At 39.0% G+C, this 24,844-nt stretch carries 24 protein-coding genes and 3 tRNA genes; 7 read left to right on the forward strand and 20 right to left on the reverse strand.

Annotation, left to right across the window (positions count from 1 at the left end):
- Positions 1-15: 15 nt before the first annotated feature.
- Positions 16-1,194 (reverse strand): galactokinase, encoded by a 1,179-nt coding sequence (locus NMM25_RS08650; RefSeq protein ID WP_254736593.1) that lies wholly within the window; start codon positions 1,192-1,194, stop codon positions 16-18.
- A 164-nt stretch (positions 1,195-1,358) separates the two neighbouring features.
- Here NMM25_RS08650 and galR point away from each other — a divergent pair, with 164 nt between their 5' ends.
- The gene (galR, locus tag NMM25_RS08655; RefSeq protein WP_254736594.1) at positions 1,359-2,363 is read left to right on the forward strand and encodes a DNA-binding transcriptional regulator GalR; all 1,005 of its coding nucleotides are present in this window, start codon (positions 1,359-1,361) and stop codon (positions 2,361-2,363) included.
- Positions 2,364-2,396: 33 nt separating this feature from the next.
- Here the strand turns inward: galR and NMM25_RS08660 are convergent, their stop codons facing one another.
- Complete coding sequence (locus NMM25_RS08660) at positions 2,397-3,287, reverse strand: cation diffusion facilitator family transporter (protein ID WP_254736595.1); 891 nt, start codon at positions 3,285-3,287, stop codon at positions 2,397-2,399.
- Between the two features lie 132 nt (positions 3,288-3,419).
- On the opposite strand from NMM25_RS08660, the gene NMM25_RS08665 reads away from it, so the two are divergent.
- Both NMM25_RS08665 and NMM25_RS08670 read left to right on the forward strand, forming a co-directional pair.
- Positions 3,420-3,974 (forward strand): TetR/AcrR family transcriptional regulator, encoded by a 555-nt coding sequence (locus tag NMM25_RS08665; protein ID WP_254736596.1) that lies wholly within the window; start codon positions 3,420-3,422, stop codon positions 3,972-3,974.
- 26 nt (positions 3,975-4,000) lie between these two features.
- Positions 4,001-4,333, forward strand: coding sequence for a glucuronide permease (locus NMM25_RS08670; RefSeq protein WP_254736597.1), 333 nt, complete (start codon positions 4,001-4,003; stop codon positions 4,331-4,333).
- A 123-nt stretch (positions 4,334-4,456) separates the two neighbouring features.
- Here the strand turns inward: NMM25_RS08670 and NMM25_RS08675 are convergent, their stop codons facing one another.
- Genes NMM25_RS08675 through NMM25_RS08690 form a run of 4 tightly spaced genes read right to left on the reverse strand, consistent with a single transcriptional unit; the run spans position 4,457 to position 6,650 of the window.
- Positions 4,457-5,005 carry a DUF6036 family nucleotidyltransferase gene (locus NMM25_RS08675; protein WP_049476728.1) on the reverse strand — a complete coding sequence of 183 codons (549 nt, stop codon included), beginning with the start codon at positions 5,003-5,005 and terminating at the stop codon, positions 4,457-4,459.
- Positions 4,998-5,285 (reverse strand): hypothetical protein, encoded by a 288-nt coding sequence (locus NMM25_RS08680; protein WP_020902550.1) that lies wholly within the window; start codon positions 5,283-5,285, stop codon positions 4,998-5,000. Before NMM25_RS08680 ends, NMM25_RS08675 begins: the two co-directional genes overlap by 8 nt.
- 2 nt (positions 5,286-5,287) lie before the next feature.
- A complete protein-coding gene (locus NMM25_RS08685) occupies positions 5,288-5,743 on the reverse strand; it encodes a hypothetical protein (RefSeq protein WP_125840772.1) in 456 nt (151 codons plus the stop codon).
- Positions 5,733-6,650, reverse strand: a complete 918-nt coding sequence (locus NMM25_RS08690; protein ID WP_254736598.1) for an IS1595 family transposase — start codon at positions 6,648-6,650, stop codon at positions 5,733-5,735. Before NMM25_RS08690 ends, NMM25_RS08685 begins: the two co-directional genes overlap by 11 nt.
- 331 nt (positions 6,651-6,981) lie before the next feature.
- On the opposite strand from NMM25_RS08690, the gene NMM25_RS08695 reads away from it, so the two are divergent.
- Complete coding sequence (locus tag NMM25_RS08695) at positions 6,982-7,965, forward strand: adenine-specific methyltransferase EcoRI family protein (RefSeq protein ID WP_061852952.1); 984 nt, start codon at positions 6,982-6,984, stop codon at positions 7,963-7,965.
- A gap of 15 nt (positions 7,966-7,980) precedes the next feature.
- Complete coding sequence (locus tag NMM25_RS08700) at positions 7,981-9,219, forward strand: DUF262 domain-containing protein (RefSeq protein ID WP_254736599.1); 1,239 nt, start codon at positions 7,981-7,983, stop codon at positions 9,217-9,219.
- Between the two features lie 103 nt (positions 9,220-9,322).
- Here the strand turns inward: NMM25_RS08700 and pnuC are convergent, their stop codons facing one another.
- The 11 genes from pnuC to NMM25_RS08755 all read right to left on the reverse strand — a co-directional run bounded on the left by pnuC (position 9,323) and on the right by NMM25_RS08755 (position 22,591).
- A complete protein-coding gene (gene pnuC, locus NMM25_RS08705) occupies positions 9,323-10,114 on the reverse strand; it encodes a nicotinamide riboside transporter PnuC (protein ID WP_254736600.1) in 792 nt (263 codons plus the stop codon).
- Between the two features lie 261 nt (positions 10,115-10,375).
- On the reverse strand, positions 10,376-11,311 hold the full coding sequence (locus tag NMM25_RS08710) for an IS30 family transposase (RefSeq protein WP_254736601.1): 936 nt from the start codon (positions 11,309-11,311) through the stop codon (positions 10,376-10,378).
- Between the two features lie 214 nt (positions 11,312-11,525).
- On the reverse strand, positions 11,526-13,046 hold the full coding sequence (locus NMM25_RS08715) for an ABC transporter permease/substrate-binding protein (RefSeq protein ID WP_254736602.1): 1,521 nt from the start codon (positions 13,044-13,046) through the stop codon (positions 11,526-11,528).
- Complete coding sequence (locus NMM25_RS08720; protein WP_125841131.1) at positions 13,039-13,767, reverse strand: ABC transporter ATP-binding protein; 729 nt, start codon at positions 13,765-13,767, stop codon at positions 13,039-13,041. Before NMM25_RS08720 ends, NMM25_RS08715 begins: the two co-directional genes overlap by 8 nt.
- Before the next feature lie 78 nt (positions 13,768-13,845).
- Positions 13,846-14,283 carry a MarR family winged helix-turn-helix transcriptional regulator gene (locus NMM25_RS08725; RefSeq protein ID WP_254736603.1) on the reverse strand — a complete coding sequence of 146 codons (438 nt, stop codon included), beginning with the start codon at positions 14,281-14,283 and terminating at the stop codon, positions 13,846-13,848.
- 144 nt (positions 14,284-14,427) lie between these two features.
- Positions 14,428-15,621 carry an O-antigen ligase gene (locus NMM25_RS08730; protein ID WP_235081267.1) on the reverse strand — a complete coding sequence of 398 codons (1,194 nt, stop codon included), beginning with the start codon at positions 15,619-15,621 and terminating at the stop codon, positions 14,428-14,430.
- 132 nt (positions 15,622-15,753) lie between these two features.
- Positions 15,754-17,196, reverse strand: a complete 1,443-nt coding sequence (gtfA, locus tag NMM25_RS08735; protein ID WP_254736604.1) for a sucrose phosphorylase — start codon at positions 17,194-17,196, stop codon at positions 15,754-15,756.
- 206 nt (positions 17,197-17,402) lie between these two features.
- Positions 17,403-18,236: a carbohydrate ABC transporter permease gene (locus tag NMM25_RS08740; RefSeq protein WP_000711270.1), complete on the reverse strand. Its 834-nt coding sequence runs from the start codon at positions 18,234-18,236 to the stop codon at positions 17,403-17,405.
- Positions 18,237-18,252: 16 nt separating this feature from the next.
- Positions 18,253-19,125: a carbohydrate ABC transporter permease gene (locus NMM25_RS08745; protein WP_254736605.1), complete on the reverse strand. Its 873-nt coding sequence runs from the start codon at positions 19,123-19,125 to the stop codon at positions 18,253-18,255.
- Positions 19,126-19,143: 18 nt separating this feature from the next.
- Entirely contained in the window at positions 19,144-20,394 is a 1,251-nt protein-coding gene (locus NMM25_RS08750; protein ID WP_254736606.1) for an extracellular solute-binding protein, read from the reverse strand.
- A gap of 34 nt (positions 20,395-20,428) precedes the next feature.
- On the reverse strand, positions 20,429-22,591 hold the full coding sequence (locus NMM25_RS08755; protein ID WP_254736607.1) for an alpha-galactosidase: 2,163 nt from the start codon (positions 22,589-22,591) through the stop codon (positions 20,429-20,431).
- Between the two features lie 107 nt (positions 22,592-22,698).
- Here NMM25_RS08755 and NMM25_RS08760 point away from each other — a divergent pair, with 107 nt between their 5' ends.
- Positions 22,699-23,559, forward strand: coding sequence for an AraC family transcriptional regulator (locus NMM25_RS08760; RefSeq protein ID WP_254736608.1), 861 nt, complete (start codon positions 22,699-22,701; stop codon positions 23,557-23,559).
- Positions 23,556-24,491: a bifunctional biotin--[acetyl-CoA-carboxylase] ligase/biotin operon repressor BirA gene (gene birA, locus NMM25_RS08765; protein ID WP_254736609.1), complete on the forward strand. Its 936-nt coding sequence runs from the start codon at positions 23,556-23,558 to the stop codon at positions 24,489-24,491. Before NMM25_RS08760 ends, birA begins: the two co-directional genes overlap by 4 nt.
- A gap of 76 nt (positions 24,492-24,567) precedes the next feature.
- Here the strand turns inward: birA and NMM25_RS08770 are convergent.
- From NMM25_RS08770 to NMM25_RS08780, 3 genes are all read right to left on the reverse strand, one after another.
- A tRNA-Ser gene (locus tag NMM25_RS08770) sits at positions 24,568-24,655 on the reverse strand.
- A 6-nt stretch (positions 24,656-24,661) separates the two neighbouring features.
- A tRNA-Ile gene (locus NMM25_RS08775) sits at positions 24,662-24,735 on the reverse strand.
- 33 nt (positions 24,736-24,768) lie between these two features.
- Positions 24,769-24,839, reverse strand: a tRNA-Gly gene (locus NMM25_RS08780).
- Between the last annotated feature and the right edge of the window lie 5 nt (positions 24,840-24,844).

Raw genomic sequence — 24,844 nt, forward strand, 5'->3', positions numbered from 1 at the left:
AGAGCCTCCTTTTAACTAGTCAAGGACGCGAGTGCCACCTGCAACTTCAGCGATATAGAAGCTTGGAGCATATCCAACTACTTCCTCGTAGTACTTGCCAACGGCTTCTTTAAAGGCCTCAACAGTATCTTTTGGCACCAAGGCAATGGCACATCCGCCAAAACCTGCCCCTGTCATACGAGCACCCAGAACACCTTCTTGAGCCCAAGCTGTGTGGACAAGGGTATCCAATTCCAAACCAGTCACTTCATAGTCATGTTCAAGAGAAACGTGAGAAGCATTCATCAAGCGACCAAATGTTTCCAAATCACCTGCTTGAAGGGCTGCTTGAGCTTTAAGGGTACGTTGATTTTCAAGCACAGCATGACGAGCACGTTTTAAACGATTTTCATCTTTAATCAGATAGCTATATTGGTCAAAGGCCCACTCATCCAATTCACCCAAGGTCTGAAGGTCCAAGGCAACTTGCAATTCTTCCACGGCTTTTTCACATTCAGCACGGCGTTCATTGTACTTAGAGTCCGCCAGTTCACGACGTTTGTTGGTGTTCATGATAACAACGACATTGTCCTTCAAATCAAGTGGCACCAAGTCGTATTCTAACGTATTGGTATCTAGGTAAATGGCACGTTGGTCTGCCCCCATACCGATGGCAAATTGGTCCATGATACCAGAGTTGACTCCGATAAAGTAATTTTCTGTTTGTTTTCCGATTTTAACCAAATCCAAACGGTCTAGTTTTAAACCAAAGAGATGCTCTGCCACGACCCCTGTCAAAAGTTCCAAAGATGCTGATGAAGACAAGCCTGCACCATTTGGGATATTCCCAAAGACATAGAAATCAAACCCTTTGTCAATAACATGACCAGCTTCCTGCAAGAAATGGAGGACCCCTTTTGGATAATTGGTCCAGCTGTGCTCTTTTTCAAATTTGAGGTCAGCAAGAGGAACTTCAATGATACCTTTGTCCTCAAAGTTGGCTGAGTAGAAACGCAAAACTTGGTCGTCACGTTTGCGAGCCACCCCATAAGTTCCCAAGGAAATAGCTGCTGGGAAAACATGTCCACCATTGTAATCCGTGTGTTCACCAATCAAATTGATACGACCTGGTGAAAAGAAAGTTTGGTCTGCTTCTTGACCAAAAACGGCAAGAAAGTCTTTGCGAAGGGCTTCAGTAGTAAGATCTTGTGTCATATAAATTCTCCTTTGACTGTCCGTTAAGTCACCTTAACGTGTAATCGTTTTCTTCTATTGTATCCAAGGGATTTACCAAGGTCAATCCTTTTTACTAAACTTTTACTAAACTATCAGTAAAAAGCAGAAAAATATGATATACTAACCTAAAAGGAGGAGGATTTATGGCTACCTTAAAAGACATTGCACAGCTAGCCTCTGTCTCTATCGCGACCGTATCTCGTGTCCTCAATCGCGACCAGAGCCTATCTGTCACAGAAGAAACCAGACATCGTATTTTAACTGTCGCTGAAGAGCTGGGCTATACTAAGCACCTCAAGACAGGCGAATCCCACAAACCCAAGCAAAAGATTGCCATTATCCAATGGGTCAGCGAACAAGGGGAGTTGGACGACCTCTACTACTATCAGATTCGTCTCGGTATTGAAAAAAGGGCCCAAGAGTTGGACTATGACATCTTGCGCTATTTTAATGACCATCCTTTTACACTAAGCGAGGAAGTGATTGGCATTCTCTGCATCGGAAAATTTAGCCAAGCTCAGATTGCTGCCTTTGAAGAATACCAAAAACCTTTAGTCTTTATAGACAGTGACACCCTCTCACTAGGTCATACCTGTATTATCACTGATTTTTACACTGCTGTGAAACAAGTTGTAGACCATTTCCTCAGTCAGGGGGTGGATCGGATTGGCATTCTCACAGGCCTTGAGGAAACAACCGACCAGGAAGAAATTATCCAGGATAAGCGACTAGAAAACTTCAAAGACATTACCCAATCAAATGGTATCTACCATGAAGAACTGGTTTTTCAAGGGAGCTTTACTGCCCAGTCTGGCTATGACTTGATGAAGGAGGCCATTCACAAGCTAGGAGAACAACTCCCACCAGCCTTTTTCGCTGCCAGCGATAGTTTAGCCATCGGTGCCCTCCGTGCCCTTCAAGAAGCTGGAATTAGCCTACCAGACCGCGTCAGCCTTATTTCCTTTAACGACACTAGTCTGACCAAGCAGGTCTATCCTCCTCTTTCTAGCATTACCGTCTATACCGAAGAAATGGGCCGAGCAGGTATGGATATTCTTAATAAGGAAGTTCTCCACGGTCGCAAAATCCCCAGCTTGACTATGCTGGGCACCAGACTGACTTTGAGAGAGAGTACGAGGAATGAATAGGATAACGAAACGACCTCGCTAGAGGTCGTTTTGTTAATGATGATGACCATGCTTCTGCTCTACCTCTCTCACCTTCCGCCTATGTTGCGCATGATTGCTTTGACTGCTATCTACTTCAATAGTGATATTCTGCACGCCTCTTTCTTCTAAACATTGACGCACCACTTCTTTGGTCTCCATCATCTGCTCCCAGTCCTTGATACAAATGTGAACAATAGCATTGTTCTCTAGACCGTCCATGGACCAAATGCTAAGTTGATTGACACTGTTGACATTGGGAAGAGCCTCTAAATCCTTCTCCAAATCACTTGTCTCGACCCCTTCTGGTACAGCATCTAGGAAAATCTTGAGTGTGCTCCAAAAACGAGGAATAGCTTTTGAAAGAATAAAGATGGAAATGACTAGGGATAAAAGTGGATCGAGGATATACCAATCTGTAAATCGGAGGATAATCGCCATTAGAATGACAGCCAGCCAACCAAGGGTATCTTCCAAAAAATGCAAGCTAAGAATTGACTCGTTCTTTGTCTTTCCTTTACGAACTACTATACTAGCTAGCACATTAATAGCTACCGCAATGATTCCCAGCCAGAGGATGCCTTCCTCATTGATGGGTTGCGGGTGAACGATCTTTGTGATATTTTCCAAGATCACTAGGACAGACCCTATCATAAGAATCACAGCCGTTAGCATGGCCCCTAAAAGGCTGAAACGCTTGTAACCCAAGGTATACTGCCTATCTTCTTCACGATTGGAGATCGTTTCTAAAAGGGCAGATATGCCAATGGCTATAGCATCCCCCAAGTCATGAACTGAATCAGCAAGAACTGCACTTGAACCAAAGATTCCTCCTGCGATAAACTCGACTATCGCATAGCTTAAATTTAAGAAAAAAGCTAACCAGATAGATGTTTTAGAACTCATTTCTCTCCCTCCTTTGGTATAATGGGTATATACATACTTCCTTCATTTGTATTATCTAATAAAATCCAAAGAAAGGATAGAAACAAACTGTCAGCCATGTTCAGTTCTGAACAGTTTGTCTCAAGTGTCTATATGCCAAAAAGAGACCGTCGAGTCAGCAAGACTAAAAAAGCCATCTATCAAGCTTTTTTACAACTTTTGAACGACAAGGGCTATGATGCCACTACTGTCCAGGATATCATTGACCTCGCAGATGTTGGACGTTCTACTTTTTACTGTCATTACGAAAGTAAGGAACTCCTTTTAGATGAGCTCTGTCGCTACCTCTTTCATCATCTCTTTGAAAGGGAAGGACACTTTACTACCGAGGACTACCTCGCTCATATCTTTTTACATTTTCAAAAAAATCAGGACCACGTCACCAGTCTTCTTTTTTCCAAAAACGACTACTTCCTCCGCCAACTACACAAGGAACTCGAACACCACGTCTATCCCATGGTGGCGGATGACTTGCAAGAGGCCTATCCAAACATTCCGGCTTCCTACCTAAAACATTTTGTAGTAACCAACTTTATCGAAACACTGACCTGGTGGCTAAAAAAAGGAAAATCTTATACTGAAGACCAAGTGGTGAAATTTTACCTTGATGTAATAGAGATGACCTCTACAACTCCACTTGATAACTAAGCCTGTAACTCAGAAAGGAACCAACTATGTTAACTTCGATGATTCTAGGAATACTAACAATCGTACTAGCTCTCGCATTCTCATTACTTCACCTTGCTGCTGCTTTTTCAGCCATGAAACAAAAGAACTACAGTTTGGGAAACACGTGCATCTTGGTCGGCAGTTGCATCACTTCTCTGGCTCTAGCTATCTTTTACTTCGTCCCAGTTGCAACCATTCTGCTATGGATTGTGGGTTCGAGTATCGTCTGCTATGGTGCCTACTGGAACGGGCGACAGCAAGAAAATCAACATATATCGCACCACATTATTCGTATAACGAGTGCTATTGTCATTACGGTATTATTCATTTTGCTCTAACACAAAAAAAGGATCATCTGATCCTTTTTTACTTTTGGGAACTATATACCAGTTTACACTACCAACAACATATTGTATTTATGAGAATATCAAAAAAGGCGACTTCCAAACGGAAATCGTCTTTTAATAATGTCTAAATTCTTCATAATGTTCACTCATATATTCTGCCAACCATTCCATACCATAGGCTATCTCAAATACTTCCAATATCAATGAAAGGTCTGGTTGAAAACCATATTCTTTGAGTTTATTGATAATATCTTTTATAGAACGAATTTTCACTAGTTTAATAATTTCCCCAGCATCCTGCCTATCTCTATCTCGTCCGCTGTCTAGTTTCATTCCGAGAATGTAAGATAATGGTGGTACAAAAACAGTCAAATTTGAATAGCTAAATGCCTTCTCACAGATAGACAGTGGCGGTATTTTATTCATATTTGCAACATTGTTGTTCAGCCATAACTCATCAGGCTCATTCACATCAAAATCATCGCCAACTTTCTCAATAATGCTTCTGATTTTAGCATCTTCTTGATAAAAGGCATCTACATCTTGTGTTCCTCGGAGATTGTAATACTCCAGAACAAAACCACCAACACAGATAATTTCTAGATCAATATTTTCCTTAGCTAATTCGGTATTGAGAGCCTCAAATAAAACTTTCTTATCCATAGTTACCCTCTCTAAAGAGTTTCAAAATATCTTTTGGCTGACTTTTACGGTTCGCCTGCAAAACGTGTTCTCTTGTGTGTGTACCTTCTGTTAAAGCATCTTGAAGGGTTATTTTTTGGAAAGGTGTTAAGGTAGGATTTTTCAACAATTGCTCTACATCATCAGTAGTTAGTTTAGTCTCCTCATCTTTAATGACCTTATAAAGATAGCGAAACCACAAATCACCGTCACTTCCAGCATGTTCACTAGCTCTCACCATGTAATCGTACCATGTTGTCATTATTATTCCCCCTCATCTTTTCTAGGGTTATAGTGCATTGCTATCCAAAGTTTTTTGTCAAAATCAGATAACTCTTTTTTCTTCTGATGAATGCAATCGTTCAAATCAGGAAATTTGAGACTGTATTTTTTCTCAAAAAAGCTCTGAAACTCCTCTTTACTTTCTGCAATATCAACCAAGGCTTCTAACTCTGCCATTTGTTTGGCAATAGCCTTTCTGTCAATTCTCTTTTGACTATCTCCAAGTACGTCATAAACACAACGTTTTGTTAGTTGAGTATAAAAAGAGCGATGTTCAGTAACAAAATCAAAGGAATAGGTCTTATCCCAGAGTTTGGTGTATTTATTGTAAAAACCATCTGAAAGGCTGATCTGATAACCAATCAGCTTACTATCAACTCTACGAGCGATAGACCTTTCCAATTCAAAATGTAGGTCATGTAATGTATTAGTAGCCATAAATCAGCTCCCTGTATTTAGTTCGAACACAGGCATTTGAAATCAGGAGATTAAAACGCTCACTATTCGAATAGTCACGAGTATTATAACGAAAAACAAATTCATCTACATAGTCTTGAAGATATTTCTTAGACCACGAATGGTAAATTCCTAATACTCCACGTTTCAATCCAGCCCAAAAGCCTTCAATCGTGTTGGTATAAACATCACCTTGCACATACTCACTAATTCCATGATTAACAAAGTCATGATTATACATCTTAGCCACTTTATTATAACCCAGCCATTCATCTGTGTAAAGTTGAGCTGTTTCCTTTACGTATTTGACAATCTGTTCAGTCAATGTTTTCGTCTTTGTATCTGGAACATGATGAGCATTAACTTTACCTTGACGTTGTACCATGCCTACTACAGCAGATTTGTCTTTCAATGAACGCCCTTGAGCATTTTTGACTTTTTTGGAGTTATGACGGTTCTTGTTTTTACCACCTATGTAGGTTTCATCAACTTCCACAACATCATCAAGACTATTGTTGTTTTCAGAACTAAAACACTTACGGATACGTTCCAGCATGAACCAAGCTGTTTTTTGCGTAACACCAATATCTTTTGATAATTGTACAGATGAGATTCCTTTTTTGTGAGAAGTCACAAGCCAAATTGCCATAAACCATTTACGAAGTTCAATTTTAGTATTGTCAAAAAGAGTACCAGTCTTGACATTGAAGTATTTTCCAGTATTTTTACAACGGTATTTGTTACCTTTACATTTGTAGACCTTTGAGGTAGCATCAAAAGGGCTGATAAACACATCGCCCCAAATCATATTTTCTAAATGGTCAATACATGACTGTTCGTCTGGAAAAGCAGATTGTAAATCAAATAATGATTTAAACTCAAACTTCATAACTGGTACTCCTTACTTCTTGATTATATTATATCGAAAACAAGAATGATTGTCAACAAAAATGTAAACTTCTACTATGCAAAAAGCCAGAATTTTGATATAATAGAAGTATCAAAAATAAAGGAAATTAAGCATTATGAACGCAATCACAGCTCACAGCTCACAGCTCACAGCTCACAGCTCACAGCTCACAGCTCACAGCTCACAGCTCACAGCTCACAGCTCACGCTGATTATGTAATCGGACGTGTTTTTTGTCAAGCTCTAAAACAGGCTTTTTCACATTTTTGTGAGGAAGCCTTTTATGCTCCCTACGAAAGTGGGGTGGCATAATGGCTGGCTCACTCCACAACGCTAAAAAAGCCAAAAACGATGAGTTTTATACTCGTTATAAAGATATTGCTGAGGAAATGGGGCATTATAGAGAACACTTTAGAGATAAGGTTATCTACTGTAATTGTGATGACCCAACACAATCAAATTTTTGGCGTTATTTTCATAACAATTTTGCTAGTTTGGGTATTAAAAAACTGATAGCAACACATTTTCAAGAAGATAGCGAACCTTCGTATGCTCTGATTTATGAAGGTGGCGATGACTTCAATATGGAAGCTGGAAATATTGAAACTATTTATGGAGATGATGAGTATACCGCTGGAGATTTCCGGAGCGAGGACAGTATAAACTATCTGAAAGAAGCTGATATTGTTGTGACTAATCCTCCGTTCAGTTTGTTTAGAGAATATATTTCTCAATTAATGGAACATCAAAAAAAATTTATCGTTATCGGAAACAAAAACTCTGTAACATATAAGGAAATTTTTCCACTTATTCAGAATAACCAAATTTGGATTGGTGCTAGAAGTATGAATTCAGACTTTTGGTTGTATGTTCCAGAGGGAGCTGATTATGAAAAATTGGATGAAGATGGAAAAAAAGTAAAGCATATAATGGGTTGTTGGTTTACTAACTTAGATTTACAAAAACGACATGATGGTTTATGGCATGTAGGTGATGTATTTGACCAAACAAAAGCTCATAAATATTACGAAGGGTTTGAGAGTAAATACCCTAAATACGATAACTACGATGCAATAAATGTAGATAATGTTAAAGACATTCCAATTGATTATGATGGTGTAATGGGAGTACCAATAACTTTTATCAATTATTTCAATCCAACTGAATTCGAGATTATTAAATTCAGAAAAGGAGATGACGATAAAGATTTAACAATAGATGGGAAACCTCCATATTTCAGAATTTTAGTTAGAAATCTAAATCCAATTAGTCGTGATGAAGATAAGGGATATTGATAAAAGGAGAATAAAATGAAAGTAAGAAGATTAAGAGATATACTTGATAGACCATTCACTATCAGAGATTTAGCTAGTGGGTATACCAATAATGATGATGGTGCTACTACTGACGCTGTAAAAGGATATAATGGTAACTTGAATATTCGTCCTTCTTATCAGAGAAATAGCGTATATAACGAAGATAAGAGACAAGCTGTAATTCAAACCGTTTTAGATGAGTGTCCTTTAGGTATTATGTACTGGGTTGATTTAGGAAACGGACAATATGAAGTTCTCGATGGTCAACAACGTATTTTAGCTATTTGTAATTATGTTATGGGGAATTACTCTGTAAAATCAAGTAAATTTCCATCCAGTGCTCCACAACAAGATTTCCCAAATCTTCAGATGAACCTAACTGACTTAGCAGAACAAATTCTTGATTATGAGTTAGACATATATGTTTGTGAAGGAACTGCTTCCGAAAAAATGAAATGGTTTCATGTTATCAATACAGCAGGCGAACCATTAAATGAGCAAGAATTAAGAAACTCTGCTTATACAGGAACTTGGCTTTCTGATGCTAAACAAAGATTTTCAACAAAGACTGGACGTGGCGTTGTACTTGCTGACGAGAATCCGAATAACGATAAAGCAGAACCACTATTAAATGGTAATTGGAATAGACAAGAGTATCTACAAACTGCTATTAAATGGGCTTCACAAAATGATAATGACGATAGTACAAATACAATCGAAGATTATATGTTGAAGCATCAAGGAGATGCAGATGCTTCTGAATTATGGCAAAATTTTTCTGCCATAATTGAATGGGTTCGTGGAAAGTTTATAAGCTATCAAAACAGTTTGAAAGGGATGGATTGGGGAACAATCTACAAAGAGTATCAATTAGGACAGTTAGACAACAATATCATCAAAAATAGTGCTTCTGTCATTAACGAAAAAATTGTAGAGTTGGTAAATGATGATGAAGTCACAACTAAAATGAAAGGGATTTATCAGTACATCATTTACGGAGATTCCAAATATCTCCAACTTAGAGCTTTTGATGATAAAACCATCAAGCAAAAATATGAAGAACAGAGCCATCACTGCGTTTATTGTGTGGATGAAGGAAACAACAGGGAGTATGCTCTTAAAGAACTAGCAGGCGACCATATTACACCGTGGTCTTTAGGTGGAAAAACTGTCCCTGAAAATTGCCAACTATTATGTAAAAAGCACAACTCTTCAAAAGGGAACAACTATTAAAATTGAAAAGGCGACTTCCAAAACGGAAATCGTCTTTTTTGATATTCTCATAAATACAATATGTTGTTGGTGGTGTAAACTGGTATATAGTTCCCATATTTTTTTAAGCGCTTTTTGCTGCCTTGCTCCACTGATACCAACCAACTAGACTATTGATGAGATAAATTAGGTATTTCCCTTGGATTTGCAGGCTTTCTCCCCACCAGAGATAGATTGAAAAGACATTGGTAGCTGCCCAGAATATCCATTGCTCACGGTAAACAGCTGTCATGAGGATTTGCCCTACCCCGTTGGTCGCATCGGTAATGGAATCGCGATAAGGACGATTGGCTCCGATAGACTGATAAATGAATCCAAATACCAACCACCAAAGAACACTAATGTAAAGATACTTGGTCCAACCCTTGCCGTCCAGTTTACGCGCGACAAACTCCTGCTTTTCTTTCTTGAACTGTGCTTGGTAGATCCAAGCTAGAAGTCCAATTGGCTGCATGGCCGTAAAGTAGAGAGTCGTCAGCACCTCACCATAAAAGCCTTTCTGCAAAGCCAAGATAAGGTAAATGACAGAGTTAATCAAACCAAAAAGGTAATTACTTGCTCGACCTTCCGATACAAAGATGACACAGATAATCCCTGTCAGGCTACAAATCATCCCAACCCAGTCAACAATGCGGTGTTCATAAATCAACTCAAGCCAGATTGGAAAACTTCCTAAAACCAGTAAGTAAAGCCACTGAGCAAAACTACGATGGGCAAAGAGGTCATTCCAGATAGCCTTCATGGTTCCTGAAAATCCTAAATCAGCCATAGAAGCAACCATACGGCGGTAGCCACTAGACATTTCACCAAGAGTAATTTTGATATTCTTGAGTTTTGTTTGCAAATAAGTCGTCATATTTTCTCCTTTTGTTTTTAAAGAGCCGTGTCTGGATAGACTTTCGGACGCAACGCTCTATTATATATCTACTAAACTGTCTATACACAAGATTTCCATCCTTAGTCGACATGAGCTGGAAATCCTTATTTGTTAAGTAGTTCACAACACATTATACACCTATTATCTGAATAGTCAAGTGTATTTACAGTAAAATTTTAGAAAATCCTGAAAATTTCCTCTTATTTTCCATTTAATAAATTGCAAGAATAAGCGCAACATTTACTTGAACTCATCCTCTAATGCTTCATAAGCAGTTCTGTAAGCTAAACATTTTCGTGGTCGGTGATTGATATCATATAAGGCCTTGCTCAAAGCTTCGTCAGAGATAGCGGCTAAATCTGTTTTCTTTGGAAAAAATTCTCTTAGCAAGCCATTTGCGTTTTCATTTCTTCCTCTCTGCCAGGATGAATAGGCGTCCGCAAAGAAAAAGGAAATTCCTAAGTTCTCTACCAGAGGGTAGCAGGCAAACTCTTTTCTCCTGTCTGAAGTGAAGGTTTTAAGAGCCTCTTTTGGGAATAGCTTACAAAGTTGTTCAATGGCTGAAAACATAGATTTGGCTGCTCTATTTGGCATCTTGAAAGCTAAGTAAAAACGAGTTTTTTGCTCTAGAAAGGTCGCTAAACACCCTTTACTTTTCCCTCTGGAAGACACCACCGTATTAAGCTCCCAGTGACCAAAGGTCTCACGATTCCTGACCTCTTTAGGACGCTTGGCAATCGACGTGCCAATCCTAAATGTCCCACATGTTTCTTTGGGTTGTCGAGTCTTTACTTTACGACGCAGGACGTTTAAATACAGATCAATCAAACCAGCGTAGAGCCAGTTATAGATGGTTTTTAAAGCTGTCATTAGCTTTTGTTCAAGCTGATAACGACCACAAATCTGATCAGGAGGCCAGGAGGATTTTAAACACTCATCAACTTCCTTTTTTAACTTTGGTGTCAAACGAGACTTCCGACTTTTTTGCTTAGCCCTGTGGTTGTAGTGTTCCTGTGCTAAGACGGCGGAGTAAGCATTTTGGCATCGTCTTAACTCTCTTGAAATGGGAGACTTATGGACGCCAAGTTTACTTGCAATTTGGCAAGGTTTTAAACCTAATTCCATGTAGGTTTCTATCTTTATTCGGTCGGTTATGGTAAGATGGGAGTAGCTCATAGTTTTTCCTCGGCTTTTGTTTGTGTGGTTACCTACAGTTTACACCAATGAAACGCTATGAGTTTTTTTTGTTACACTATATTTTACAATTTATCGTTTAAAAATGAAAATCATTAATTCTGACACCCAAAAAGCCCAGACGAAATTGTCTGAGCATTCTTTTATCTAGTTGTTTAAGGGAGTTGAGTTCAGTATGTTTAAAGTCTCTGCCCCATCATTTCTTCAACAAACCTTGTTCTTGTAGAAATTCTTTGGCTACTTGTTCTGCTGACTTGCCTTCAACACCGACTTGGTAGTTGAGCTGGCTCATCTGGCTTTCCGTAATTTTACCAGCCAATTTATTGAGAACCGTCTCCAACTCAGGATGTTTCTTGAGAAGAGCTTCTTTCATTAGTGGAGCCCCTTGATAAGGTGGGAAGAGTTGTTTGTCATCCTCCAAGACCTGCAAATCATAACGCGCCAACTCTGCATCGGTTGAATAGGCATCCGTGATTTGAATATCACCTGACTGAATTGCCTGATAGCGAAGGGCTGGCTCCATGGTCGCCACATTGAGATTGAGGCCATACATTGACTGCAAGCCCTTATTGCCATCTTCACGGTCATTAAACTCAAGTGTAAAGCCTGCCTTCAACTGCCCTTCCACTTTTTTCAAGTCCGAAATGGTCTTCAAGCCATATTCTTGAGCAATCTTTTTCGGAACAGCTACAGCGTAAGTATTTTGATAAGACATAGGTTTGAGATAGGCTAGATGATCCTGTTTAGCAATGCCATCACGCGCCACCTGATAAACCTGATCTGGCTCATGACCCACTTTAGGTGATGGCTGAAGCAAACTTTCAGTTACCGTACCGGTAAATTCAGGATAGATATCAATATCCCCTTTTTTCAGAGCTTCATAGAGGAAGCTTGTTTTCCCAAAATTCGGCTTAACAGTCGCAGTCATACTGGTATTTTCTTCAATCAGTAACTTATACATATTGGCCAAGATTTCTGGTTCAGGCCCCAATTTCCCAGCAATCACCAAGTTTTCTTTCTCTTTTTGAGCTAGTAAGGCTGGACTATAAGACAGACCGAGCAATATGGTCACCAAGGCAAAACCAGAGAAAATCGTTCTCAATTTTGCTTTTTCCATCACTTTTAGTAGGAAGTTAAAGGCAATGGCCAGCACTGCAGAAGAAAGTGCCCCAATCAAAATCAGACTGGTATTATTGCGGTCAATTCCCAAAAGGATAAAGGAACCCAGTCCCCCTGCACCAATCAAGGCAGCCAAGGTTGCCGTACCGATAATCAAAACCGCCGCCGTCCGAATACCAGACATTATGACGGGCATAGCCAGTGGAATTTCAAACTTCTTGAGACGTTCCCATCTGGTCATCCCAAAAGCAATCCCAGCCTCTTGTAGACTTGGATCAATTCCCTTTAACCCAGTGATGGTATTTTGCAAAATCGGGAAAATCGCATAAATCACTAGTGCTGTCAAAGCAGGCAAGGTTCCAATTCCCATCAAGGGAATAAAGAGTCCCAACAAGGCCAGAGACGGGATAGTCTGGAAAATTCCTGCAATCTGCAAGACCCAGTCCGCCATCTTTTCATGATAACGAAGATAAACAGCCAAGGGAATCGCAAGCAAAATAGCTAATAACAAGGTCAAAAGTGATAACTGCAAATGTTGAGATAGAGCTGTTACCCAATCACCAAAACGATCCTGAAAAGTTGATATCAAATTAGCCATGAACACTACCTCCAAACAAGTCTGCTACAAAGTCTGTTGCAGGCGCTTTCAAAATCGTCTCGGGATTAGCCACCTGACAAATCTCTCCATCCTGCAAGACAGCAATACGGTCCGCCAATTTCAAGGCTTCATCCGTATCATGGGTCACAAAAATCGTTGTCATCCCAAACTCTTTATGCAATTCTTTCGTCAGAACCTGCAACTGTTTTCTCGAAATAGCATCCAAGGCTGAAAAAGGTTCATCCATGAGGAGAATCTTAGGCTGACCAATCATGGCACGGACAATCCCGACCCGTTGCTGTTCTCCACCAGATAATTCATTAGGTAAACGATGCCCATACTCAGCCACTGGTAAACCAACCTTAGCCAAAAGCTCTTCTGTTTTCTGAGCAATCTCTTCCTTAGTCCACCCCTTCATCTCAGGAATGAGAGCAATATTTTCCGCAACCGTTAGATTAGGAAATAGAGCAATGGCCTGTAAAACATAACCAGTAGAAAGACGAAGTTCACGCTCATCATAGTCTTTGATGCGCTTGTCATCCATATAAATATTTCCATCAGTCGGTTCCAAGAGACGGTTAATCATCTTGATCATGGTCGTCTTACCGGATCCAGAAGGTCCAACTAAAACCATGAACTCCCCATTCTCAATCCGTAAATTGACATTTCTCAAAACATCTTTTTCTGTATAGCGTAGTGCTACATTTTTGTATTCAATCATTCTTTGTCCTCATTTTAAAACTTCCCTCGGTTGGTCAAGTTACCAAACTTTTAATAACTAATTTACCCCATTCTAAGCCTAATTTCCATTCTCTTTCAGATTAGCCAAAATTCTATCTTGAAAGGCTTCAAACTGCCGAATTTCTTCCTCGGTGAACCCTTTATAAAAAATAGCATCCAACTTTTGACTGATACGATGGCCAACTTCTTTCTGGGACCAACCTTGCTCTGTCAACTTGACATATTTCTTTCGCTTATCTATTCCACATGAGCTAATGATGACCAGGTTTTGCTCCTCAAGTTTCTTTATCATGGTTGTGAGCGTATTGTTGGTGAGACCAGTCTCAAGCGCAATATCTGTCGCAGTTGCACAGCCAGTTTCACTATTCCATAAAACAGTGAGAATCTTGCCCTGCTCACTTCGATAAAGAGCCTCCGAATCCTGACTCAGTAACTTTTGAAAAATCCGCCCATTCAACAAACGAATATGATAGGCTACCAAATGACTATCTTTCATGACTTCTCCAATTTATTTCTATATCGAATTGTTTTTTATTGTAACACCTGTCATTCCATCTGTCAACTATTTCGACTTAGAAATAATTTCCACCAACAAAAAAGACCTCCTACCTAAAGTAGAAGATCTTCACTATTTATTAACTTAATCTGTCATTTCGGACACCAGTGTTCGATGTTCCAGTGGTAGACTGCACATAACCAGCAAGAAGATGAATCCTGACTGTATCCAGAAGAGAGCCAAGTCAAAAATTCCATGTACAGCGACTACTGTAAGGAAGGAGAGATAAAGACCGATAATTGGTCGTTTACCAGACTCCTGACTCATATCCATCATCATGTGAACCGGAATAACCGAAGAAATGGATAGAAGAATGGTTCCAATCAAACCATAACTTAAAATGGTATCAATGTAAAGACTGTGCGCGTGCTCGTGGTAAGGTGCATGAATTCTCGGATAAGAATTCATATAGGTCAGTGGTCCCTCGCCCCAGATCGGATTTTGTTTAAACAAAGTCATACCCGCATTCCAGATTGAAACACGCTCCTCCATTGAAGAATCTAGCGTTCCCATACGGACTCCCAAATCGCTTGAGAAGAGGAAACAAAGTCCAATCCCGAAAACTCCAATACTGAGCCAGAAGGCACGCCAGTTTTTAATGGTTGTAAAAAGATAAATGATTGCACCAGCAATGATGGCAGGAAAAGCCGTCCTATTTTGCGTAAAATTCAAACCAAATAGATTCACAAAACCTGCTAGCACACAAAAGATTTTTAACCATCTTAACTTCGTCGTTGTAAAGAGATAAAAAGCTATCATGATACAGAAGCAACAGATAATCCCATAGTAGTTAGGATTGAAGAAGGTCACCTCTGCACGGTTTTGGTGCCATACTTGCATATTGGGCGAAAGAAAGGCGTAGTTAAATTTCTTTACAATTTGAAAATGCTCCAAAGTAGCAAAAGCCGCAGAGAGCACACTACCAAACAAGATTGTCTGCAGAATCAGTCGAAAGAAAGCATGCGTCAGACGTTTCTGGTAGAAGCTAAAGAAAATGAGGAAGAGAAACATCAGTAAAGATGCAACCAATCCAAGCCAGTTCTTGGCGACGATAGAGATGATACTACTATAGGCAATAAAAAAGAGAAGTACAGGATGTTTTGCCAATCCTTTGATTATTCCCTTCATCTCCCCAGTAACAAGTAAACCTATCAAATATAAAGCAAAGAGCGCTAAGAATAAATAAAAAGGTAAAAAGATACTTATGATCATCAGATACAAAAAGAAATCTTTTTTCGAAAGCCCTCTTATCTTATCCAGTAATCCAATTGATTTCAAAACGGATCCTTTCTGTTCTGGATTTCTCCAGAAGATAAATGCTAAACTATCTTTATATTTTACCATTTTTTCCGTCATTTGGGAACAATGAACACGTTTTCGCCACAAAAAAACTCTTTCATTAATATAGCATTAGAACTGAATTTTTCTGCCATTTTCCACTACTTGATAGGTCTGACTTTGCAAATCAATTTCTGCTACTACTGTTACGGACTTGTCTTTATTTTGACGTTTGATTACAATGCTGTGAGCTGTTGGTGTTTCAATGTCAATAGTCCCTTCTAGGTCAAAGGCCTCTGACCGATTACGGAAAGAAAATAGATTGAGAAGAGACTTCACCACAGGACGTTGAACTTCTTCTGCTATTTCCTCATTGCTATAGTAATGACGATTAATATTTCGACCTTCTTTGGTTTCTTCTAATAATTTCAAGTCATTTTTTCCTGCTAATAGACCCACATAGTAAACCTGAGGAATGCCTGGAGCAAAAGCTTGAATCAGACGAGCGAGGAAGTACTTGACATCATCATCTCCAAGCGCAGAATAGTAGGTTGAATTGATTTGGTAGATATCTAGATTGTTATACTCTGCACTAGAGTACTTACGTTTGACATTCGCTCCAACCTTATAGAGCTCATTTGAAGCATAGTCAATTTCATCATCAGTCAGGATATCCTTGACATCCACCACTCCAATCCCATCATGGGTGTCTAGTGTCGTAAATTGCTTCATCGGGCTCATCTTTAACCACTTAGCTAAGCGCTCTGTTCTGGAACTGTAAAGAGTATAAAGGGTCACCATTGGAAGGGCAAAATCGTAAACATAGTAATCATGATCCGCTATTTTAAACTGAATCGAATAGTGTTCATGAATCTCAGGTAAGAGCTCTGTCCCATACTCAGCAGCGATATCTCGAACTTTGTCCAATAAATTCCAAATATCTGGTTCCACAAAGAAATCATTGGTATCCAATTTCTTCACTGCATAAGCAAAGGCATCTAGGCGAATCAAATCACACCCGTTACTTGCTAGATGTTGAATCGTCTTACGGATGAATGCCATCGTTACTTCTTTGCTCACATCAAGATCAATCTGCTCCTCACCAAAGGTATTCCACAAATGTTCCACTGAACCATCTGCAAAAACAATCTCTTGCTTTGGTGCACGATCCTTACGCTTGTAGATTAAATCTACGTCAGACTGTGTCGGACGGTTCTCTGGCCAAAACTTATCCCAGTTTAAAAAGAGATCTTTAAATTCACTGGCTTCATGTTTTTCTTGATAGTCCTTATAGTACTTAGATTGACGAGAAATATGGTTAATCATAAAGTCAAACATAAGATAATATTTCTCACCTAAACGCTTAACGTCCTCCCAATCACCAAAAGCCGAATCCACTTCATCATAGTCAACTGGCGCAAATCCACGATCACCTGTTGATGGGAAAAATGGTAGAAGGTGAACTCCTCCAACAGCATCACCAAAATGTTCTTTCAAATTCTCATATAAATCTTTAAGATTATTTCCAAGACTATCTGAGTAAGTAATCAACATAGTTTTATTTTGAATGGTCATAAATGTTCTCCTTTTTCTGATGAAAGCCAAGTCTTATATGACCTGGCTTCGTAAATGAAAGATATTTTTAGATTTTTGTTCACATTGAACTCGTACTAATATAGACTGCAAGCAATTAAGTACTACTTTCTTGTTTTCTACATAGAATTGTCAACAAGCTGAACCGTTCGTCTATGTATGGAATTATAAATTCCCTAAGCACTTTCTTACTTCACTGCTCCGTTACTCATTCCTGAAATAATATGTTTTTGGAAGATGAGGTAGACAATGGTTATCGTTACAATTCCCACAATATAAGATGCAAAACTTGGACCATAGTCATTGAAGTACTGTCCTTGGTAGTTGTATTGGAAGAGAGGCAAAGTCCACATCTTGGAATCCTTGTTCAGAATCAACAGTGGCAACATAAAGTCATTCCAGAACCATAGTGCATTGATAATCAAGGTTGTCGCATGCATGGGTTTCAGCATTGGAAAAATGATTCGACGATAAATTGTAAAACGATCAGCCCCATCGATTTCCGCAGCTTCATCCAAACTATCTGGTACACTGATTTTTATATAACCAACATACAAGAAGAGAGTCTGTGGAATAGCATAAGTTAGGTAGAGTATTACTAGCCCCCACATATTTGCCAGGCCGAGCTTACTCATCATAACTGTGATAGGAATCATAATCACCTGAAATGGAACAAATATACCTAAAATCAAGAGCGAATACATAATTGCAAAGGCTTTTTTCTTGGACATATTTCGAGCAATGGAATAAGCTGCAGCTGGTATAAAGAAAGCTACTACAATCAATGATAACACCGTAATAACAGCTGAATTCCAGAAATAGCCTCCAATCCCATCCGAAATCAAGCGTTCATAGTTACTTAATGTAAAAGGGTTGGGCAAACTAAAGAAATGATTCATGATATCCTTGGTTGTCTTGAAAGAACTAAATACCGTTACCAACAAAGGAACAAGTATAAGAATACCACCGACTATCAAGAGGACATATTTCCAAAACTGATTCAATTTTTCTTCTTTTTTCATGTGTAGGACTCCTCTATTAGATTTCAAATTTCTTTGATAGCTTGATTTGGATCAGAGAAACAATTCCAATAATTAAGAATAAAATCAAGGCAATTGCATTCGCATATCCATATTGATTACTCTTGAAGGCATAATTGTAGACTAAAAGTCCAAGAGACGTTGTAGCATTATTTGGACCACCACTCGTCAAGGCAAAAATCTGGTCAAAGGCTGTCAAACCGGACTTAAGTGCCAGAATAAAAACCATAGAAATCGTTGGCAGCAAATAGGGCAATTCAATCTTCCAAAAAGTTTGTTTGCTTGTTGCACCATCAATTGATGCTGCCTCTAAAATATCATTTGGAATACTCTGAAGACCAGCAAGAAAGAGAATAATTGGCATTGCTACTCCTTGCCATAGAAGAACAAAAATAGTTGCCACTACCGCTCCGACAGGTGTTCCTAATAGACTCTCTTGTAAAAAACCAATCCCTAAAATTTTTCCAATCGTTGGAAGACCATAGTTGAAGAATTGTTTAAAAATCAAGGAAACTGTCAAACCAGACAAAACAGCTGGGAAAAAGAACCAAGCTCTAAAGAAGGTCTGTCCCTTCATCTTAGAATTTAAAGCTCGTGCCACAACCATCCCAATTGTAATCTCTCCAACAATCAATGCCAGAGTTAAAATCAAAGTAAAAGCTATGGCTGTGAAGAATTTCCCATCAATCATCAGCAATTTGTAGTTATTTAAACCAACAAATTTATAATTATAGGTCAATCCAGTCCAGTTCGTCAAACTATAGAAAGCACCTTGTACCATTGGAAAGTAAAAGAAGATAGCTTGTAAAGCAAGCGGGATGAGCAAAAATGTCCAACCCCAGTATTTATTTAAAAATTTTCGAATAGCCATATCATCTTAACTCCTATTCTAGTCCAAATCTGCCTTCATTGGATTAAAGAAAGCATTGAGATTGTTTGCCATATTTTTCAGATTTTTATCCATCAAGTAACCTGTACTTAGATTAAAAAAGTCTTCTTCAGAGTTCCATCGTTGGCCCAACCAAACATAATGTTTGTCCGTAAATGCCAGTTTAGAAATAGCTGCAAGCGCTGAATCTTCTTTTTCCTGTATGCCTTTTACCGCAACAGGTGATCCATCTACATCATAGTACGACTGCATAGCTTTTGGACTAGTCATATAGCTGATAAATTCTTCGGTTTCCTTAGGGTGTTTGGTAGTAGCTGAAGTTGATAATGCCATATCCCCTGCACCAACAGTGACTTCTTTTCCTACTTCTTCTCCAGGAAAAGCAAACATCCCCACCTCAAATTTTGGATCCTGTTGATTAATTGCGGCTAATGCCCATGATCCTTGTGGCATCATCAAGGCTTTTCCACTCGAAAATGCTACCACCGCATCATTATAAGAGGCACCACGCCAACCATCTTGAGCATTATCTGCTAATAAATCGAGTCGTTCTGCATCTGCTTTTAAAATAGCATCATCTGCAGAGATGGCGTTTGGTTTTGAAAAGCGAAGGTAATTATTAGCCGCGCCTCCACTACCCGTAAGAGTAATGAGAGAAAGTTGGTGGTAACCATTTAATGTCCAGCCTTCATTGCCTGCAACCGCAAACGGAGAATTCCCACTATCTTTTATCTTTTTAACAATCTCTTGAAACTCTTTAAAAGTCTTCGGTTCCTCAAATCCTAATTCTTTAAATTTCGTTTTATTGTAATAAATTCCATAAAGGTTGGCCGTTAAAGGCACACTATAAACTTTATTATTAATCGCATACTTTTCAGCATAGTCATTCTTGATGTTCTCAAGATAAGGTTTTCCTGTCATATCTGCAAAATAGCCTGCCTTCGCCCACTCCTGAAAATCCATATTTTGAGGATAGATATTAATAATATCTGGAACATCTCCTGATAAAATCCGAGTTTTTAGAACAATTCCAGCTGAAGGTACTGTAGTCAACTTCACATCAATATTAGGGTGTTCCTTTTCAAAATCATCCACTATCCTTTGCAAGGTATCTGCCATCTCGGTCTTCTGGTTAAAAAACTCAATCGTTACCTTACCATCAGTTGATTGATTGTTCTGACCACAAGCCACTAGGCCTAGTAAACTTGCCCCAGCTACTAAAAGAAAACCTGCTTTCTTATACCATTTCATTGGAATGCCTCCTTGATAAATTTATACGCTTTTATTATAGTCTTTTGAATTTATACTGTCTACTCAAAAAATCTCCTGGTGATAAGGTAACAGTTAAACCTGCATACATGAGCTCTGCACCCGAGTAAACAATGTTTGTCCCTTCCAGCTCATAAAGCCCTTCCACTTCTAAGTCTTTCAGTTTCAAGGTGGTTTCCATTGTTTCCACAACTGACAGGACTCGGACGTAGGTCACAATCGTTTGATTTTCATAGTTAAATTGTACAGCTGCTTCATTGGATTCAGCATCGGGATTGATTAACCTATACTGATTTCCCAACTGGACTACTGGTCGCAATTCTTTATACAAGTTCACCTGATTAGCAATCTCAGCCTTCTCTTCATCTGATAAACTTGTCAAATCAAGCTCATACCCCAGATTTCCCATCATTGCTACATGACCACGAGTTTCCAATGGTGTCATTCGTCCCATCTGATGATTTGGTACTGCTGACACATGAGCCCCCATAGAAATGGTTGGATAGAGATAGGATGAGCCGTATTGAATTGGTAAACGTGCAATAGCATCAGTATTATCACTTGCCCAGACTTGAGGGAAATAACGCATCATACCAAGATCATTTCGTCCACCACCACCAGAGCAGGACTCAAAGAGAATATGGTTGTGCTTCTCTGTCAGATACGAAACGAGTTCGTAAAGCCCCAACATATACTGATGAGACTGCATCTGGGTTTCCAAGTAGGTTGAACCATTCCCCAGATTAGTGATATTGCGGTTCATATCCCATTTGATGTAGTCAATTTTATGATGAGAGAGGAGTTCATCTAAAACATTTTTCAGATATTCTACTAGCTGAGGATTGGCAAGATTAAGTACTAATTGATTTCTAGAATAGGTATGCTCATAACCTGGAACCTGAATAGCCCAGTCAGGATGTTTACGATACAAGTCGCTATCAACAGAAATCATCTCAGGTTCTAACCAAAGCCCAAACTGCAAACCTCTTTCATGGATAGCTGAAATCAGACTTTCAAGACTTCCACCCAATTTTTCCTCATTAACAACCCAATCACCTAAAGCACGATTATCATCAAAGCGATTACCAAACCACCCATCATCTAATACAAAAAGTTCTATTCCAATTTTCTTAGCTTCATCTGCCAACTCTAACAGTTTTTCTCTCTGAAAGTCAAAGTAAGTAGCTTCCCAATTATTGATTAGAATTGGACGTTCTTTTTTAGAAAATTCACTTGGCATAATATGCTTAAGTACAAAATTCTGACTTTCATGACTAATACCAGTTAATCCCTTATCTGAATAGGTCACTAAAGCTACCGGTGTTTCAAAATTTTCCTCAGCATCTAACTTCCAAGAAAAGTTTTCTGGATTAATCCCAATAGCCACCCGAACTTCATTCAGTTGATTCTTTTGAACAAAAGCTTCAAAGTTTCCACTATACAGTAGTTGCAGAGCAAACACATTCCCAGCATCCTCTGTAACTCCTTGATCACATAAGAGAAGAGCTGGTGTTTGAGCATGCCCAGAAGCTCCACGATTCGAACTAATCGAAAAGATTCCTTGTTCTACCTGTTGACGTCGGACAGTCTTTTCACGAGCATAAGCTCCTTGTAGAGTCACTATTTCGTAAGCTGCAGCAGGAAAATCAGCCATGAAAGAAAAGTCCTTATGGATGACAACTTCCTGATTGCTATTATTTTCCAATTTGCTGTAGCTAGCAATTGTCGCATCATTATCAAAAGCTGTATAATACAAAGTCAGACTAAGTTGAGCCTTAGGATCTTTTAAAATCAAGACAAGAGTCTCTGTAGCATCCATGCTGTGTGGAGAAGGTAAGCCCTGTGGACCATTCTGACCTTTTAAAATCTTTGCTTCTACAAATCGAAAGTCTGTTACTTCAGTTGCATCATGTTGAACCTGTAAAGTTGGTTTTCTAAAGTCACCCAAACCATGTTGCCCAAAAATTTGGCGTTGCGTATCCAAACTAAAGGTTCGATTAGTAGCTATGGGATTACCTGAAAAAGCATGATCGCGTTCATAAACACTATTAGAACCTCTATAGTTCTTAATAGTCTTTCCTAAATGTTTTAATAATAAGTACCCATCCCTATTTTCAATAATCAAACTTAAACCTTTACTCTCAACGTAAAATAGATTATTCTCTATTCGAACTCCCATAAATTGTACCTCATCCATTTCTTGATAAAATTTTATCACATAAAAGCGCTTTCTAAAATAGAGAAATGTATACAAAGTATGGTAAAATGTTAGGTAGGAGGTGGCCCATGCTCGTTTTTTCAGAATACCAGACTGGAACAATTGATCTTTCTCTTAGCTTTTACGGCTATGAAGAATGCACGCCTAACTACTCTTTTGGCCCAGCTATTCGAGATACCTATGTACTACATTACATTACTAAAGGAAAAGGTCAATTCCATTATAAGGGGAAAATTGTTGATTTAAAGACAGGAGATTTCTTTTTACTAAAACCAGATGAATTAACATTCTATCAAGCAGATAGCCAGGATCCTTGGGCTTACTACTGGTTGGGGATCACTGGAGGGAGGGCACCTGACTACTTTGCTCTATCTCAAATTTCTGACCAATCCTACCTAATACAATCTGAAACTTGTCATACCCAGACAACTGCAAAACTCATCTCAGATATTGTCCGCTTCGCTCAGATTACAAAATCAAATGAATTGGCTCAACTCCACATCATGGGACAACTCCATGAACTAATGTTTCATCTAGGAACTATTGCTCCCAATCAGAAAAGAGAGAATATTTCATCAACCCACCAACTCTATCTTGACTGCAAACAATTAATTGATAGTCACTATCCACAATCGCTCACCATTCAAGATTTAGCTAAAGAGCTATCGGTTCATAGAAGTTACTTAACTAGTGTGTTTAAAGAGTTTCACCAACTCTCTCCAAAAGAGTATTTACTTTTCGTTCGAATGAAGCGCGCTCAACAGTTACTAGAACACACCAATGAAACGATCAAAGTCATTGCATATTCTGTGGGTTTTTCAGATCCACTACATTTCTCAAAAGCCTACAAACAGTTTTTTCATAAAACACCTAGTCAAACCCGAAATGAATACTCTAACTCTCTCTTAGCTAGAAAGGAAAATCAATGAAATCACACCAATTAGTCTACCAAATATTAGCTAGAGAAAACAATTATGTTAGCGGAGAAAAAATCGGAGAAGAACTGAATTTAAGCCGTACATCCATATGGAAAGCGATCCAACGTCTTCAACAAGAAGGCCTAGAAATTGACAGTATCAAAAATAGAGGATACAAGCTTATTCAAGGCGATCTGATATTGCCTGATTTGATTCAGGAGAAAACCAACTTAACCATTCGCTACAAACCTGAGACAAAATCAACACAAACAGATGCAAAAGAAGGGATTGAGGCTGGAAACCAAGGAAACACACTCTATCTTTCAACCTGTCAAACAGCAGGTCGTGGCCGCTTTCAGCGCCCCTACTATTCTCCATCTCAGGGTGGGATCTATATGTCCCTGCATATTCAACCCAATCTTCCCTATGAAAAACTCCCTTCCTATACTCTCCTTGTAGCTGCTGCAACCTACAAAGCCATTAAAAATCTAACTATGATAGAAGTAGATATCAAATGGGTAAATGACATCTACTTAAAAAATAAAAAGATAGCAGGTATCCTCACCGAAGCAATGACATCAGTTGAAACAGGCTTGGTTACAGATGTCATTATCGGACTTGGTATAAATTTTTCTATAGCAGACTTCCCAGAAGACCTAAAAGAAAAAGCAGGTAGCCTATTTATGCCACCTGCACCAATTAGTCGTAATGAGCTCATCAGCGAAATATGGAATTGTTTCTACAATACGGATCCAGATGAGCTACTTTATATCTATAAAGAAAGATCATTAGTTCTTGGAAAAGAAGTTACCTTCCAGCTAGATGGAAAACTTAAAAAAGGACTTGCAAAAGAAATCTCAGAATCTGGTCAACTACAAGTCGAACTTGCAAACAAACGTACTATCTGGCTAAATAGCGGAGAAATATCACTAACAAATTGGTAATAAACAAATCCCCCTTTTAACGATCTAGAAGGGGGATTTACATACAAAAAAAGAGCCTAGAAGCTCCCTTTACGTACGGAGAATGGGGGATTCGAACCCCCGCGCCGGTTACCCGACCTAACGATTTAGCAAACCGTCCTCTTCAGCCTCTTGAGTAATTCTCCTATTAATGGGCACGAGTGGACTCGAACCACCGACCTCACGCTTATCAGGCGTGCGCTCTAACCACCTGAGCTACGCGCCCAAGTTCAAAAACTTGGTATGAACTTTCGTTCAAAGCGGGTGACGAGAATCGAACTCGCGACAACAGCTTGGAAGGCTGTAGTTTTACCACTAAACTACACCCGCTTAAT

This window comes from Streptococcus sp. CF10-1 (genome assembly GCF_024295825.1).
GTDB lineage: Bacteria > Bacillota > Bacilli > Lactobacillales > Streptococcaceae > Streptococcus.